This is a genomic window from Winogradskyella tangerina (assembly GCF_003260205.1).
GTDB lineage: Bacteria > Bacteroidota > Bacteroidia > Flavobacteriales > Flavobacteriaceae > Winogradskyella > Winogradskyella tangerina.
In genome coordinates this window covers 136636-153004 of record NZ_QERF01000005.1, presented here as the reverse complement: position 1 = coordinate 153004, position 16369 = coordinate 136636, and the positions used below count along the sequence as shown (strand labels likewise).

The following is a 16369-nucleotide window of genomic DNA, read 5'->3' as shown; positions in this document are numbered from 1 at the left end:
TGGAGTACTATTTAAGATTGATTGTTAGTTAATATTATTTTGATCGAAAATCGATAATAGAATGTATAGTAAAATTATTAGAGGTATTGCAGCAAACTGTAAAATAACCAACACTACTATACTTAATATCAGAAATATATATCTCGTTGCGTTGTTCTTAAAACTCCAGTTATTAAACTTCAAGGCAAACAACTTTACACTAGAATTAAGCATATAGCAACTCAGTAATGTCAATCCAATTAAAAACCATTTATTGATAATAATTGAATTCATTAAATCATTGTTCTGATACTCTAAAATCAGTGGCAATGACAAGATCAATAAAGTATTTGCCGGAACTGGTAATCCTTTGAAATAGGTCTGTTGATCTTCATCTAAATTGAATTTTGCCAATCGATAGGCGGATGCAAGAGGAATCAACAACCCTATTAAGGGCGTATAAAACACTTTAAAGGACGTCCATTTCATGGTGGCAGTCCAGCTCTCTTCAAAAGTGATAAAATCATTAACGCCTACAGATAGTGCTATTAATTTCATCATAATAATTCCTGGAACAACACCACTAGTCACAAGATCTGCAAGAGAGTCTAACTGAATTCCGAGCGGGCTTTGTACATTCAGTTTACGGGCCAATAAACCATCAAAAAAGTCAAAAAATATACCTAAGAATACGAAAAAGGCAGCACCAACAAAATTGCCATGCACCGCAAAGATCAAAGCTATACAACCCGAAAATAGATTAAGAAGTGTTACCGCATTGGGTATGTGTTGCTTTAAACTCATAAGTTCTATTTCTGTAAAAATAAAAAAGTATTTGAGCTTAACTTATTATTTTTGTTGAACTGCACATATTTTAGAACAATAAGTCATCGGTTTTGCAGTTAAATACATAGAAAAATTGTGCATCTTTGTAAAAAATTTTGCTGTTGAAAAATTACATAGTAATTCTCTTAACACTTTTTACTCTTTTTGCCTCGGCTCAAACCACCAGAAAGTATTCCAATGAATTTATGAATATCGGTGTGGATGCTGCTGCATTAGGTATGAGTAATGCAGTGGTATCTCAAACTGCAGATGTTAATTCTGGATATTGGAATCCGGCCGGATTAGTACATCTTGAAGACAACCAACTCGCCTTGATGCATTCAAGTTACTTTGCCAATATTGCAAATTACAATTACATCGCCTATGGTATGCCATTAGATGACCGAAGTGCTGTGGGTATTTCGATCATAAGATTTGGTGTTGATGATATTTTAGATACTACGCAATTAATTGACGAGCAAGGAAACATAAATTACGACCGAATTAATACCTTTTCTACAGCAGATTATGGCCTCACCTTTTCGTATGCCAGGAAATTGCCCTTAGACGGTTTGAATTTTGGTGTTAATGCAAAGATTATTAGACGTATCATTGGTGATTTCGCGTCTTCCTGGGGATTTGGTTTAGATGCAGGAATTCAGTTTGAAAATAAATCAGGTTGGAAATTCGGACTTATGGCAAGAGACATTACAACAACCTACAATGCATGGTCGATTGATGAAGAAAAGTTTCAGCAGATCAGTGGTGCTATTGAAGGACAAAACCAAGAATTACCTGAAACTACAGAGATCACCATTCCTAAATTACAAATAGGAATGTCTAAAAATTGGATATTCAACTATGATTATTCTCTCACTGCAGCAGCCAATCTCAATGTTAGATTTGAAGAAAATAACGATATTATTTCAACATCATTTGCAAGTATAAATCCAGCATTAGGTTTCGAATTCGGATATACGGACCTTGTATTTCTTAGAGGTGGCGTTGGTAATTTTCAAAATGAATTGCAAATTGACAATTCTGAAGACTTAACATTTCAACCTAATTTTGGAGTTGGTTTTAAGTACAAAGGCATTCAAATCGATTATGCGTTCACAGATATTGGAGATCAAAGTGCAGCCTTATATTCAAATGTGTTCTCATTAAAAATAGATTTTAGTATTTTTAGATAGCCATGCCTATGAAAATAAAATTATCTTTTTTCACTTTTTTACTTATTTCAATTCTAGGATTCAGCCAGCAGCGATCTTTAACGGAAAATGCTGAAGTGTCCGTACTCACCTTTGGACCTGGCACTTCTTTAAACGATGCTTTTGGTCATAATGCTTTCAGAATAAAAGATGAAGACCAGAGTATTGATCTGGTTTATGGCTATGGCGAATACGATTTTGATGCCCCAAATTTCTATTTGAAATTTGCCAGAGGTAAGCTCAATTATATGATTAGCAGACATCGTTTTAGAAATATTTTTTATCACTACACGAACTACAATCGAACTATTGACGAACAAATTCTAAATCTCACTGTTGAAGAAAAACAACGGTTATTCGATTTTTTAGAAAACAATTACAAGCCAGAAAACCGCAAATATCTTTACGATTTTTTCTATGATAATTGCGCCACGAGAATTAGGGATGTTTCTAACATTGCTACTAATAATAAGATCAGCTATAGATCACCTAAAGATTTTGAACAAAAGACGTTCAGGCAACTCATTCATGAGCACGTAAATCGAAATTCGTGGGGAAGCTTGGGAATTGACATTGCATTGGGTTCGGTAATAGACAGAGACGCTAATCCGTACGAATATATGTTCTTGCCAAAGTATATTAATGCTTTTTTCGAAACTGCTAAAATTGATAGTACCAAAGACCTAGTTAAAAGTAGTTCAAACTTATATACAAGCAAGCCTAAAAAGACTTCTAATCTCTTCTTAATTAGTCCATTTATCATACTCGGATTATTGGCGCTAGGCATCATTTATTTGACCTATAGAGATCACAAATTGAATGCTAGAAGTAAGTGGTTAGACACCCTGATTTTTAGTATTACTGGTGTGATCGGCATCTTTTTATTGCTACTTTGGTTTGCAACAGACCATACGACAACGGGCTATAACTATAACTTACTTTGGGCCTTTCCACTAAATTTATTATTGCTCTTTCAATTGAGAAAGAACATTGTTAAAAATTGGGTTAAAGGATTTTTGAAATTCTTAATTCTGATGCTTTGCCTTATGACCATGCATTGGCTTATTGGGGTACAAATATTTGCAATTACCCTCATTCCTCTCCTAATTGCTATTGCATTTAGATATATTTTCTTACTGAAATTCTTGAATAAACAATAGGACAGATCTTACTGGCCTCTGTAGTACAAAATTGTACTCAAGGTTTTAATTGTTATGCTAAAGTCTAAGAATAAACTTCTGTGCTTAATGTAGTACAGATCGTATTGAAGTTTCGTAAGACTATCTTCAATTGAAGACCCATATCGTGTACTTACCTGAGCCCAACCTGTTAATCCTGGTTTAATGATATGACGTGTTTCGTAAAACGGTATAATGCGCGATAATTCATTTACAAAAAATGGTCGTTCAGGTCTTGGACCAATAATACTCATCTCGCCTTTTAAAACATTGATAAATTGTGGAATCTCATCTAAACGCGAGCGTCTTAAAAACTTACCAAAAGCAGTGATTCGCTTGTCATTTTTCTGCGCCCATTTAACACCGTCCTTTTCAGCATTCACCACCATGGTGCGTAATTTTAAGATCCTAAAAGGCTTACTATTTCTACCAACACGTTCTTGTGAATAAAAAAGCGGCCCTTTATTACCTATTGCATTTCCAATTAGGATAAATGGTACTAATACTAAACCAAATAGCAAGCCAATTGTAGCAATGATAATATCGAAAGCTCTTTGAAAAAAGATATAAAGCTTATTTTCATTACTTCTACTAAACGGAAAATATTTGTAAAAGTCCTTGCCTACAAATTGTATAGGAACCTTATGTAGAAGTTCTTCATAAACTTGCGTATATTCTCTAATCTTGAATCCACGTTCTAATAATAAAATGAGATCGTGATACACTTCAGCAATTATGGCTTCCGAATTAAAACTAGCCACTAAAACTTCTGAAATTCGTTCTTTCTCAATAGTATCAAGAAAGTCTTTGGCTTCAAACTCCCTTAAGCCTTTGAATTTTACAGAATCTGGAGAAGATTCTTCACTATTAATAAACCCAACAATCTTATAATTTGGATCGGATGTATTTAAGGCACTTACAAGACCATCAATATTTGAAACCTCAGCCACGAGTAAAACGCGTTTGTAAAATCTTGGGGATTCAATAAGGTTGATGTAAATAAATCGCCAGACTAAAATTGACAAAACAATAGCGAGGTAGAAGTATACAATTTGAATACGCTCTTCTGGTAAATAGGGCGATAAAATAGGTGTTAAAAGGTAGAACAAAACAACGGTCGAAGTTGTAATAGCAATATTTCTGAAGGTGGTTTCTATTTTACTGGCCTTCTGCAGATCATAAAGTTCAAAAATGGTCCCAAAAACAGTAATATAAATTCCCAGTAATACCAGAGATACTAAGTTGTCTTGATTGAATTGGATATACTCAAACTCTGGATACAGGTTAAGACCATATATAGCCAGAAAGACCATAAACAAATCCATAATTCTTAGGAGAACTTTCCGCTCGGAAACTTCGAAGTGGATGCCTTTTTTATACCTCATCTATAAAATTGGTAACTGCGTAAAGATAATACTACAATTTATTATTTTGAAATTTATGCCAAAAGACTTTCCCACATTGGTTTAACAATTTTCCAATCAAAATTTTCAACTTTTTTTCTGGCGTTAGCTATGAGTTGATCTTTTAGTTTTAGGTTGTTTTTCAGGTTTATAATTGCAGTGATCATTGCCTCTACATTATTAGCGGGTACTAATAATCCGTCCGTTTCGTCCTCAATCAGAAAAGGAATACCTCCAACATTAGTAGATACAATTGGAAGTCCTAATGCCATAGCTTCAATAACACTCACTGGCATATTGTCATAATTGGTAGTGTTAATAAAAATATTACATGTTTTAGAAAGTTCTACCCATTCTTGTCGTGAAAGTTTCCCGGTAAATTTAATTTGAAGTCCTTTTTCTTTTGCTTGGGATTTCACACGTTGTAAAGAACCGTCAGAATCGGGACCAACCATAGTAAGCTTGGCATCAATACCTTTAGCTAATAGACCTTCAAGTACATGCACCGCCATTTCCGGATTGTAAATTTTCGAAAAAGATCTCACCCATAAAAGATCTGTGGTATCACCATCTCTCTTCTGAAAGGTGAAATTTTCAATATTTATGGTATTCGGAATAAATTCAACTGAATTGAAACCATAGTTTTCAAACGTCTTTTGCAAAAAAATTGAAGGGGAAACCAATTTGTGTGCATTCTTAAAAATCTTGGCACTGAGTTTAGGATTGTTTTTCAGTCTGGTTTCAAGGTTTCCACCGTGTAAAATGGGTATATATTTAATTTTGAAAAGTCTACAGAGTTGGCTAATGACTAAGGCGTAATAAAAATTAGTGGTACTATACGTATCAATTAAAACAAAATCATATCTATTTCTACCTATAAGTACGGCAGCGATCATGTCTAGTAAACGCAATATTTTATTAGATTTATTAGATACGATCTTCACGGTACAAAACTCTGCCAATTGGGCTCCCAAGGTCTCTATTGAAGTGATCGTTTTACCTTTTTTGGACAATGCGTTTCCTACGTAAAGGACGTTTTTCATATCTAACATTTAAAAGTGCCAAAGCGTAAATAAAACCTGGTGCCGCAATTCTCATGGCTGAGTGATTGATCGTTGCAAACCAAAATATTAAGAAGGCATAAAAGAAATAGTTGTATCGATTTGTCGATCTCATTTCCAGAGGTTTAAAAATTAAGATCAATAACATAAATATGCCTAGTATTCCATGTTCTGATAATAACCTACTCAATTCATTATGTGTTGCAACCACTCTACCTAAACTTTCTAATCGCCGCTCTTTCATACCACTAGCTCCAACCCCCAAAAAGGGTTGATCCACAAATCCTCTTAGCTCACCAATAAATAAATCAACACGTCCTGCACTGACATCTCGTTTTTCTCTACCAATTTTATCCTGATTGGTATAGCGTTTTTCTATTAATCCATTTGTTTGTTCTGAACTCACAGCCCAAATAACGGCCGACATTATTATAAATGAAATAAAAGAAGTAATGATAAGGTTTTTTTGTCTTCGATTAGATTTTGAATAAACAATCACCAAAAACGCGAAAATCATCAATATCGCAGTAATGACACCTCCTCTACTAAATGTAATTATTCCTCTAAAGGCAACTAATGAAAAGAGAATAATATTAACGATTTTCAATAATCTGGTTTTCGAATTGAGAAAGTAATTCACACAAAAAACAAACATTCCTAATCCTAATACGGTCGATACTTGGTTAGGTCCAAACCCACCCGAAGCCGCAAAATTAGAATCCGTTCCGGTAACAATATCTTTGATAGTCGGCGTATATAAAAACAAATAAGTTGTTAGCGTTACTACTGGCAGCGTGAGATAAAGCATAATATCTAATATCTGCCTCATATTGATTTTTTTGTCATAACAATATAGTGCAGCAATACCTAAACAAACTGGGCCACTAAGTACAAAAGCGACGTTCTTTCTTAAACTTGCATCAATTCCAATATTTGTTGAAGCGACAATTATGGAGGGAACCAAACAAATCAAGAAAATAAAGTAAGGATAGCCTTTGTTGGATATGCCGTTGTAAAACATTCCAAAAATGACATAGAAAATGATAAAGTACTTAGAAGATTCGTAAAAAATTCCTGCACCCGTCATCCTGAAAATAACTTCGGCACCCGTGAGATAAGCGCATCCTAATAAAACTGCAGTGGTTTTTTCTTTCGGATGGGCTACTATGATATTAAAGAAGAAATAAGCAATTACAGCAAAAAAATAAATCTTTGGAAAAATCCCAACAAAATATAATAACACTCCAAAGCCGATATGCACTAGAATTTTAAAAATATATTTTGCTTCCACAGTGAAATAAATTTAAATACTATTGAGATATATCTGTTTGATATCGCCTAAAATGGCTTCTTCTGAATATTCCTCAAGTACTTTTTGATTTAGGTTTTTACCACAATTGATTCTAAATTCGTCTTCTTCAATAAATTTTGAAATGGCCTCAGCAATAACATCAGGCTTTTCTTCCTTTAGTAATATACCATAAGTTTCATCAGAAATTACCTTCCCGCAATCCCCAACATCAGTACAAATTACTGGCAATCCAGCCAAACCGTATTCTAGTAATGCCAATGGCAAACCTTCCGACTTTGAAGGTAAAATTGCCATGGTACTTTGTTGTAATATATTAAGTATATCTGTCTTTGTATCGTAAAAATATACATGATTTTCTAGACTATGATTTTTTAAATTTAAAAAAAATAACTTGGAGTAATCATCTTTAAAATCCTTACCAACACAATGCAATGTCCAATCCGGATATTTGGCCTTTACCAATTTAAACGCTTCTAAAAGTCTAATATGATTCTTTTGTTCACGTAAGTTTGCCAAACATAAGATTCGTTTACCAGTTTTACCTTCAAGTTTGGTGAGGTTAGAATCAGATTTTTTCAAAACTGGAAAATTCTTTATGTAGGTAACACGATCACAATTCAAAGTCTTTTTTGCCCATGATTCAAGAGTCTTATTTACACTAAATATTTGAGAAAATTTAGAGGAACACCACTTCAATACTTTGATTGGTCTTTGATCTAAATACTCGCTATTCCCGTAATGATCGTGCCAAATAAGTTTCACTCTAGGTACCACTACTTTTATTAAAGTGGCAATAAAAAAGGATGACGCATGTGCATGAATGATATCGATTTTATGCGATCTAACATACGCTCTCAAACGGAAAATTGCTTTGAGGTCGAATGTTGATTTTCTGTCTAAAAACAAATAATTGACATTGCCGTTGATAGAATTAAGCAGTGGCCCTTCAGCACGCGTTGCACAGAGATGAGACTCAACATTGTGTTTTATAAGGCCATTAGCATAATTCACTGCCAAGCGTTCTGCTCCGCCAGTATGCAAAGTATCAATAATTTGCAGTACCCTAATTACTCGTAACGACTTTTTCAATCTCTTGTTCTAATCTATCTAATGTATATTGTTGCGCCCAATTTAAAGATTTCTCTGCCATGGCGTTTAAGTATTCATTTCCCTTCCTCAATTCTGTTGAAATCAAATCTACGGCCTCGTCTAATTCATCGCTAATTAATATTCCACGTTCGCCTTCATTCAGAATCCATGGTAGGCAAGATATCCTCGTAGAAACCGGGATGGCTCCAAAAAACATACCTTCGGCGATCGCCTTTGGCCAACCTTCGCTTTTTGAGGGCAGTATTGTAAAATGAGCATCTTGAATACAGTCTTTAACAGTTTCTTTATTTCTATTACCATAAATTTCTATGGCATCTGAAAGCTGGTTGTCCTCAACATATTGTTTCACCTCATCCATCAAATCGCCATCTCCAAACATATGAAGTTCTGCATCAAATCCTTGGAGTCTTAATGCCTCAATGATCTTTACGGTCAGTAAGGGTCGTTTCCCCACAACCATAGCTCCAATAAACACAAACTTTAAACGTTGTGTATAATCTCTTTTCTGAAATGTCAACTTCTCATTATCTCTGTAGGTAGCAGACATAAACGGCACTACCGATTTAGACTGATTTGGCCATTCTCCGTACACGAGCACCTTCATGTTTTTAGTAAGTAAACGGTTAGCCAATAACCGTTTCTGAAATCTATACCCTATAGGCTGATTGCTATTCGGGTCCCAATTACCGGCATACTTTGTACTCTTTGGTTTTTTTGGAAAAAATATCTGCACAACAGCGGCAACTGCCGAAACATTACTAGGACATCTAAAATGAAAATAGTCAGCTTTACGCATCACCTTATACATTTTGAAAAACATTCCCGGAAGGCTTGCAACTAATTTAAGAACCCCTAAAAATGATTTAATATGAAAAACAGGAACCTCTACTAAACTTAAATTTCCATGGGAATAATTCAAATCTATCTTTTCCAGATTTGTTGATGAACTTAATGGACCTACAACTATGACTTCATCAAAATGACTTGTCCACATATTCATTTCACTCACATAAGGCGCATATCCGTAATATTGACCATCCTTTTTTTTGTGAACGACAAGTGTAAAAATCGCTAGTTTTTTATGTGTCTCTTTTGAACTCAATTTTCTTTTAAATAATTATAAAACTCAATATTGGTTTGCAAGACCTTATCCATATTGAAATTTGCCAATACATAAGCTCTGCCTTTTTTAGCCATTGCAGATCCTTCTGTTTTATTTTGAAGTGCCCATATTATATTTTGAGCAATATCATTTTCATCATAAGGATTACACAATAAGCCCGTGTCTTTATGGGTAATCGTTTCTTTTCCGGGACCGCATTCAGTAAAAAGGACCAATTTTTCAACCGCCATAGCTTCAGGTGCAACCAGACCTTGAGTTTCCATGAGTGACGGAAACACACATAGCTCGGCTTCTGCATAGCATTTCGCCAATTCATACATACTAACAGCACCCTCAAACTGAATATGTTTCTCATCAATTTCAGACTTCGAAATAAATTCTTTTAAAAACGAAATATAAGATCTTCCATCCTTAAAAAACCAATCCCTCCCATAGATTTTCAATTTCACATCTGGAAACTGTTCAATAACCATCGGCATAGCTTTCACCAGCTGAAAAGCTCCTTTTTTTTCGCAAACTGTTCCTGCAAATAAAAGCGTATGCTTTTGTTCTTCTATTTCTGGTTGAGGCTTGAATATTTCCAAATTTATTGGCGACATAATCACCTCGATTGGTTTATTATGATAACTTAAATATTTTGCGGTGTGCGTCTTCACATAGTTAGATACAGCAATAAACCCATCTGCTTTTCTGAACGAGCGTCGTTCTTGAAATCCTCTCCACCAATTGATCTTTCTATGTTCCGCTTCAGCAAAAAAATGATGGCCGCCGTGCAGACGAATTACATATTTGATCGCTTTGTTCTTCTTTATAAATGCCAGACCTAATTCAGCCGATTCTACAATATCGATTGGGCTTTCTTGATGTATTTGCTCTAACTTTTTGTTGATAGACTTATAATTTAACCACCAGGTTATACCCTTAAACTGTTTTGGTCGAAGTCTTACAATTGACACACCATTTTCTGTTATTTCTTCTGTTGAATTATGATAAACATTGATACCAATTACCGTAACCTTATAACCTCTTCCCACAAGTTCATGGCTCATGGTTTTGACAAAAGTTCCGATACCTCCGTGGGGAAACCCTTCTTTTGGATACTCTGAAGTAATAAAACAGACGTGCATTATAGTAACACCTTTGCGATTTTTTCTGAATTCTGGTCTAACGGATGAAGTACTAAGTCATTGATCCATTGAGTTCTATCTTTTGCTATGCCTTCTGGTTCATTTAAGGTTTTCAAAATGGTACTCAATATCTCATTTCTACGGTTAATCCACCCCACAGCATCGTAGTTCTTCATGCTTCTAAAATGCTGAAATTTATAAATAATTTCGGTACTCCAGTCTGAATCATCAGAAGGGTTATAATTAAGATATAAACAAGGCTTATTGAATGTGGCAAAATCAACGGCCATGGTAGAACCTAGGTTGGTTACAAGTTCACAGTGCTTTGCCAAATTCACCTGTAGGTTGATATCATCATACATTGGGAAATAGCCCGTCCAGCCCGTCTTAGCCTGATTATTCCATTCAGGATCAATAGCGATCACAAAATCCTTATGATTTTCTAGTACGTCATCATAGCGATCAGAAAAGTCAACAGGACAGCGTCTAAAAATGATTTGAATTTCATCTTTCTTTGATTTCAAAGCCTCAACAACATCACGAAAAAATAACTGATCGTACGGCGAGGTGGTGACATCATCGCCACTAAAACACAACCATTTTTTTTGAGGGTCTAATCCGTATGTTTTGGCAAACTCTTGCCTTGGTGTAATTCGGTTGTTATCGAGATAAAATTCAAACTGAGGCGTTCCGACCAGCTTTACCTTTTCTTCAGAAATTTCAGGATAATAATCGCGCATTTCGTCCTTCATCCATTGCGACCAAACCAAATACAGATCGGCTTCTACGGCTAAACGTGCTTTCGGTAAATTATCCCAAGAAAAAATTGCGGTAGCTCTATTTATGCCCACTTTCTTTGCTGCCAAACAAATTGGCATCACACCGGGGACGCGCTGATGTGTTATGAATAAGGCAGATGGTTGAATTGACTTTAATTCCTCGATGTAATGATTAATAATTGATTTATCGATCTTGCTTTTTCCTTGCGACTCATAGCGCAGAATTCGTTCATATTTTTTAGACAAATACCGTCCCAAAACTTCTGCAACTTTATATAACAATTTTAGTTTGAACCCTTGCTTTGGACGCCTCCAATTAGTAAGAATCGTTTTATTTTGTTTCAATTTAGTATTGTGTAGCAATCTTGCATAGGTTGTGGCTTCACGATACAATCGAACAATGGCATTCTCGGGTTTTAGGGTTAGCTGTTTATAATTGAACTTAATCTGATGCAATTTCTTTACATCTTCAAATGCATCTATTGGCAGCGACGACCAAATTGTTATTTCAGCTTCACCTTTTAAAAATTTGATGATATCGGAATACAGAAAATTTTTTATACCGACACCATCGGGTACAATAAAAAGAATATGCTTTTTAGTAGGTGTCATTAAACTGCTTTTGATGGTTGATATCCCAAAGTTCTCGAGATTCTAGTGTATTTAGAAAAAGTTCTGCACTGTTTCCTTTTCCGAAGATCTCACTACTCACCTCAACTTTATTCGATAATTTTTTTAGGGCTTCGAGAATGTCATTTTTTAGACATGGTACATTAATGATCTCTGATGAAGTTGCTCTATTTAATTGTCTGCTTCCAATATTAATTGTTGGAACACCGTAATAAGGAGCCTCACGAATACCTGCACTACTATTTCCAATGATGAACTCAGCATTTTTCAGCAAGGTTAAAAAATATTCAAATCGGATGGAAGGGAATACTTTGAACCTTTCATTATTAGCTAATTTCTCGTAAGCCTTTAAAATGTGTTTACTACCAAGATCATTGTTAGGATAAATAACAACAAAGTTCTTATTGCTTTCGAGCAAGGCTTGAACAAAATTATTGGCACTTTCTTCAAGTGTATCTATTTCAGTAGTAACGGGATGAAACATCGCTAAACCATAAGAATCAAAGGCGATCTGATAATAATCCTTTACTACACTTAACTGCGGCAAATCATCTGAAAACATGATATCTACGTCTGGTGAACCAATCGTAAAAATTGAAGATTCTAATTCGCCCATTTGCAATAAACGCTTTCTTGCCTCGTCGTTAGAAGTATAGTGAATATGACTCAATTTAGTCACTGAATGCCGAATCAGTTCGTCTATAGTCCCTGATAATTCACCACCTTCAATATGCGCAACGAGCACATTATTCAAACTACCTACGATGGCTCCAGCTAAGGCTTCTACTCTATCTCCGTGTACAACGATCAGGTCGGGCTCAATCGTTTTTATATACTCCGAAAATCCATTGATCGTTTTAGCGAGCGTAAGATCCATAGTAGCTTCATCTGTATGATTATTGAAGGTTGCCAGATTTTTGAATCCACAGCGTTCAACCTCAATAAGTGTATAGCCGTATTCATGCATAAGGTGCATACCAGTTACAAAAATGTAAGGCTCAAAATCCTTATGATTTTCGATCACCTGAATTAATGCCTTTATTTTTCCGAAGTCGGCTCGTGTACCTGTAAGAAAAACTATATTACGCATGCTGAAATCTAATGTTGCTATTATTCAAAATCATTATAATCTAAATGTTCGCCCTCTTCTATATCTCTGAGAGCAGTTTTGCCAAGAACATCGTTATAGTGTTCGGCTAATATTTTGCCTGTTCCCGGACGCTTCACCCAAATATTTTGTTCTGTAAGTTTATCACCTGCATTTACATTGGTTATGGTACAAACGGTAGCAAATGCAAAATCAATGGTTACTTTTTCCTCAGCTGCAGGTTGTTTTGTTCCCCCACGCATGGACCAAATTTCCTTGCTTCCTTCTATCAGTTCCTTGCAGGCTGTTTCATCCATACTACATACAATATCCGGACCCTGGCGATCCATGTGGTCCGTAAAATGCCGTTCTAAAATTGATGCGCCTAAAGCAACCGCACCCAAACACGCATTGTTATTTAAGGTATGATCACTCAGCCCAAACACATGATCTGGAAAGGCCTCGTGCAATTCTAACATTGCACCGTAACGTACTAAGTGTGATGGCGTAGGATACAAATTAGTTGTGTGTAGAATGGCTAATGGTGTATTGTGTTTTTTAAAAACATCTATAGCCTTAGATACACTTTCTATGGTATTCATTCCTGTGCTTAAGATCACAGGTTTCCCAAACTTTGCGATATGCTCCAGTAGTGGGTAATTATTGCATTCTCCAGAACCGATTTTATAGGCAGGGATATCAAACTTTTTTAATCGCTCCGCGGCTGCTCTCGAAAAAGGTGTAGAAATAAATAGCATCCCTTTTTCTTCAACATAGTTTTTTAATGCCAATTCGTCGGCCTCATTAAGTGCACAACGTTCCATTATTTCATAGATCGATACATCAGCATTTCCGGGAATAACTTTCTTGGCCGCTTTGCTCATTTCATCTTCAACGATATGGGTCTGGTGCTTTACAACCTCAGCGCCTGCGCGATGTGCCGCATCAACCATTTCTTTGGCCACAGCCAACGAACCTTCGTGATTGATACCGATTTCAGCGATCACTAAAGGCGGATAATCCCTACCAACTTTTCGTCCTTCGATTTCTATAAATGGTGCTGACATAGTTTAAATATAATGGAGTGATTTTAGACTTTCATTCATAATCCGATGGAGTTCAGACTTAAGATTTTCTTCTATTTTATCAATTTTGAAATTGGTGCTTTTTACTTGAGAGAAATCAAATTCACACTTTTCTTCAACGCCAGAAAACTTCAAAAGCGCATTTATTTTTGCTTCAGGGTCTTCTGTTAGTTCCTCGTAACTAAGTGAAAATTTTTGGTCTTCATCTAGGCCTTCAAAAAAGTCATTGATAGCCAAAATGGAGGCATTATAATATTTGGCGCACTCTAAAATGAACGCGTCTTCCGTAAAGTTCTCTTGATATTCTTTCACACGGAAATATTCCTTTTTGAACCAGGATCTGGCCACAGCGAACCCGTTTCTGTATAAATGAATATACTTAGCTTTTGGATAAAGTTGGTGCAATTCTGGCAACATGAACGTTATTGCAGGACTTTTAAGAAAAAAACGCTTATTGGTTTTGCTCATCTTGGTGTCCATCATTATGCGCAACTTGGATTTGTAATATGGCGTCCATTGCTCTAGACTTTTCTTCACCGTAATATCATAATTTACAATATCTGAGTACACCGGATTGTGTTTTTTACCTTCATCATTGGCAGCCTGCAAAAACCAGTCGTACTGTTCATTTTGATCAATTTGAATGCCAGGATTCGTCATTAAAATGTCTACCAAAAGTGTGCTTCCACATCGCCCAGTGCCGACAATAAAAATAGGATCTTGCCTTCTGTTTAATAACCGATTGAAGTAACTTCTCAGGATATGTTTTATCTTCTCTGCAGCGGTCATTGATCTTGTCCTTTTGAAATTAAAAATTCGGCATATTCTAAGTCGTCATAAGTATCGATATCGACCTTCGTGAATGGATGATCAACCACATAAGGGAAAGAGTCGTGATTGAAAATTATACCTTGACTTATTAATTCGGATTTTGTAATGTACAACAATCCATTTTCAAAATATAATGGCTCCATGTCCTGACTGCGTTGTCCTATTTCATAATTAAAAGGGATGAATTTATTGTTAGCTATTTTTCCCAATTTTTTATGATCCCTACTTACCGTAAATAAGCTGTCGTAATTGTTGTTTTTAAAAACTTCAAACGCATCTTTTAGTAAAGTCGCTGGCCTAAGCGGATTGGTAGGTTGCAATAAAACTATACTATCGATATCCTCGACTAATTCGAGAGCATGTTTGAGTACGGAAATGGTTGGCGCGGTATCATTGCTAAATTTTGATGGTCGCTCAATGACCTTAGCCTGGTGACTTAGTGCAATTGTTTTGATCTCCTCACTATCTGTAGATACATAGACCTCGTCGATTACTTCGGGATTAGCTTTGGCATAGTTAATTGAGTGTGCCAAAAGCGGTAAACCATTAAAGCTAATAATGTTTTTATCCGGAATTCGTTTAGAACCTCCTCTAGCGGGTATTATGGCAATGGTTTTTCCCAATATGCGTTTATTTATAAATCATTTTAAACAATCTGTTCGCGACGCGCTTTCTAAATTTATATATAGATCTGTTTGGCGTCTTTGCACGAAAACTTGGTAAATTCAATTTGCTGTCTTCCAACTGACTTTGTTTTGAGATATTTTCTGTCTGAACTTCACGCATCCAATCCTCAACGGTATTACCCATATGATAGGCATTGTTATGATAAGTTGCTAGTCGCATTCCACCAGAATAATTAATGGGGTCATCGCAATAATGATACTCCGACCTGTTACCAACTAAAATCAGTGAAGGTTCGAAAGGTACAGTTGTGAAGAACAATTCTCTTCTCATACATAGTATCTGATGGCCACTACCAATAATAGCTTTATGATTATTAGAGGTTACCACAGGCCATTTTAATGAGTCGTCAGATTCTTCATCGTTGTGTGTACTCACAAGATATTTGTTATAATCATCGTGATTTTCAGGGATGGACTGGTATGAGAATTTAACTTTGCCAAGAAGTACTTTTTCGAAGGTTGAATAGGTCTCGTAGTTTTTAAACATTCTTGCCGGAATTGGCGATACGGAGGCTACGCCTTTAAAGTTTTCAAAAATATCTTCAACACTTTTTTGCCAACCATGCTTGAATAAAATATCAACATCTGAAATTGTAATAATTGGTTCTCTACTGGCTCGAGCCGCACCAATTAAGGCATCTATTTTTCCTATGTTCTTTTTATGATGAATAACAGTATCAATACTATTATCGTCTAACTTTCCTTTCAGGTAGGTGTTAACTTCTTCGCAAGAAGCATTGTTTACAACAGTAATGGCACAATTAGAATTTGTAGTAGTGATTGCAGACTCTAAACAAAGTTTGAAAACTTCTAAAACGTTTTTATAGTAGCCTTCCAAGGATGGAATAAAAACTATAATTATCAGTCTATGTTGGCAGTCTAACTCAATTTTTTTAGACTGTTTTTGAGGATTCATTCCTACGCGCATAACTTCATGCTTGA

At 35.6% G+C, this 16369-nt stretch carries 15 protein-coding genes; 2 read left to right on the top strand and 13 right to left on the bottom strand.

Features of this window, described 5'->3' with window-relative positions:
* Positions 1–24: 24 nt before the first annotated feature.
* Entirely contained in the window at positions 25–783 is a 759-nt protein-coding gene (locus DDY94_RS09510; RefSeq protein WP_111683872.1) for a CDP-alcohol phosphatidyltransferase family protein, read from the bottom strand.
* A gap of 143 nt (positions 784–926) precedes the next feature.
* Between DDY94_RS09510 and DDY94_RS09505 the strand changes: the two genes are divergently transcribed.
* Together DDY94_RS09505 and DDY94_RS09500 are read left to right on the top strand one after the other, a co-directional pair.
* Entirely contained in the window at positions 927–1997 is a 1071-nt protein-coding gene (locus tag DDY94_RS09505) for a putative type IX sorting system protein PorV2 (RefSeq protein ID WP_111683871.1), read from the top strand.
* Between the two features lie 8 nt (positions 1998–2005).
* Entirely contained in the window at positions 2006–3175 is a 1170-nt protein-coding gene (locus tag DDY94_RS09500) for a lipoprotein N-acyltransferase Lnb domain-containing protein (protein WP_111684019.1), read from the top strand.
* Positions 3176–3183: 8 nt separating this feature from the next.
* On the opposite strand, the gene DDY94_RS09495 is transcribed toward DDY94_RS09500, so the two are convergent.
* The 12 genes from DDY94_RS09495 to DDY94_RS09440 are packed head-to-tail and all read right to left on the bottom strand — an operon-like array spanning position 3184 to position 16355.
* Complete coding sequence (locus DDY94_RS09495; RefSeq protein WP_111683870.1) at positions 3184–4578, bottom strand: sugar transferase; 1395 nt, start codon at positions 4576–4578, stop codon at positions 3184–3186.
* 53 nt (positions 4579–4631) lie between these two features.
* Entirely contained in the window at positions 4632–5639 is a 1008-nt protein-coding gene (locus DDY94_RS09490) for a glycosyltransferase family 4 protein (RefSeq protein WP_111683869.1), read from the bottom strand.
* Positions 5593–6948 carry an O-antigen ligase family protein gene (locus tag DDY94_RS09485; protein ID WP_111683868.1) on the bottom strand — a complete coding sequence of 452 codons (1356 nt, stop codon included), beginning with the start codon at positions 6946–6948 and terminating at the stop codon, positions 5593–5595. Before DDY94_RS09485 ends, DDY94_RS09490 begins: the two co-directional genes overlap by 47 nt.
* Positions 6949–6960: 12 nt before the next feature.
* A complete protein-coding gene (locus DDY94_RS09480) occupies positions 6961–8058 on the bottom strand; it encodes a glycosyltransferase family 4 protein (RefSeq protein ID WP_232817852.1) in 1098 nt (365 codons plus the stop codon).
* Positions 8033–9181: a glycosyltransferase family 4 protein gene (locus tag DDY94_RS09475; protein ID WP_232817851.1), complete on the bottom strand. Its 1149-nt coding sequence runs from the start codon at positions 9179–9181 to the stop codon at positions 8033–8035. The genes DDY94_RS09480 and DDY94_RS09475 overlap by 26 nt, the downstream gene beginning before the upstream one ends.
* Positions 9178–10329, bottom strand: coding sequence for a glycosyltransferase family 4 protein (locus tag DDY94_RS09470; protein WP_111683867.1), 1152 nt, complete (start codon positions 10327–10329; stop codon positions 9178–9180). Before DDY94_RS09470 ends, DDY94_RS09475 begins: the two co-directional genes overlap by 4 nt.
* Complete coding sequence (locus DDY94_RS09465) at positions 10329–11720, bottom strand: hypothetical protein (RefSeq protein ID WP_111683866.1); 1392 nt, start codon at positions 11718–11720, stop codon at positions 10329–10331. The genes DDY94_RS09470 and DDY94_RS09465 overlap by 1 nt, the downstream gene beginning before the upstream one ends.
* Complete coding sequence (neuC, locus tag DDY94_RS09460) at positions 11707–12828, bottom strand: UDP-N-acetylglucosamine 2-epimerase (protein ID WP_111683865.1); 1122 nt, start codon at positions 12826–12828, stop codon at positions 11707–11709. The genes DDY94_RS09465 and neuC overlap by 14 nt, the downstream gene beginning before the upstream one ends.
* Positions 12829–12848: 20 nt before the next feature.
* Positions 12849–13892 (bottom strand): N-acetylneuraminate synthase family protein, encoded by a 1044-nt coding sequence (locus DDY94_RS09455; RefSeq protein ID WP_111683864.1) that lies wholly within the window; start codon positions 13890–13892, stop codon positions 12849–12851.
* A 3-nt stretch (positions 13893–13895) separates the two neighbouring features.
* Positions 13896–14699 carry a sulfotransferase family protein gene (locus tag DDY94_RS09450; RefSeq protein WP_111683863.1) on the bottom strand — a complete coding sequence of 268 codons (804 nt, stop codon included), beginning with the start codon at positions 14697–14699 and terminating at the stop codon, positions 13896–13898.
* Positions 14696–15364, bottom strand: a complete 669-nt coding sequence (locus tag DDY94_RS09445; protein ID WP_317047182.1) for an acylneuraminate cytidylyltransferase family protein — start codon at positions 15362–15364, stop codon at positions 14696–14698. The genes DDY94_RS09450 and DDY94_RS09445 overlap by 4 nt, the downstream gene beginning before the upstream one ends.
* Positions 15365–15371: 7 nt before the next feature.
* On the bottom strand, positions 15372–16355 hold the full coding sequence (locus DDY94_RS09440) for a glycosyltransferase family A protein (protein WP_111683861.1): 984 nt from the start codon (positions 16353–16355) through the stop codon (positions 15372–15374).
* Positions 16356–16369 lie beyond the last annotated feature (14 nt).

What these genes read in the sequence shown, in the direction of transcription:
- DDY94_RS09510 (WP_111683872.1), bottom strand. Translation starts at nt 783, where the DNA reads ATGAGTTTAAAGCAACACATACCCAATGCGGTAACACTTCTTAATCTA.
- DDY94_RS09500 (WP_111684019.1), top strand. Translation starts at nt 2,006, where the DNA reads ATGAAAATAAAATTATCTTTTTTCACTTTTTTACTTATTTCAATTCTA.
- DDY94_RS09495 (WP_111683870.1), bottom strand. Translation starts at nt 4,578, where the DNA reads ATGAGGTATAAAAAAGGCATCCACTTCGAAGTTTCCGAGCGGAAAGTT.
- DDY94_RS09490 (WP_111683869.1), bottom strand. Translation starts at nt 5,639, where the DNA reads ATGAAAAACGTCCTTTACGTAGGAAACGCATTGTCCAAAAAAGGTAAA.
- DDY94_RS09470 (WP_111683867.1), bottom strand. Translation starts at nt 10,329, where the DNA reads ATGCACGTCTGTTTTATTACTTCAGAGTATCCAAAAGAAGGGTTTCCC.
- DDY94_RS09465 (WP_111683866.1), bottom strand. Translation starts at nt 11,720, where the DNA reads ATGACACCTACTAAAAAGCATATTCTTTTTATTGTACCCGATGGTGTC.
- neuC (WP_111683865.1), bottom strand. Translation starts at nt 12,828, where the DNA reads ATGCGTAATATAGTTTTTCTTACAGGTACACGAGCCGACTTCGGAAAA.
- DDY94_RS09455 (WP_111683864.1), bottom strand. Translation starts at nt 13,892, where the DNA reads ATGTCAGCACCATTTATAGAAATCGAAGGACGAAAAGTTGGTAGGGAT.
- DDY94_RS09450 (WP_111683863.1), bottom strand. Translation starts at nt 14,699, where the DNA reads ATGACCGCTGCAGAGAAGATAAAACATATCCTGAGAAGTTACTTCAAT.
- DDY94_RS09440 (WP_111683861.1), bottom strand. Translation starts at nt 16,355, where the DNA reads ATGCGCGTAGGAATGAATCCTCAAAAACAGTCTAAAAAAATTGAGTTA.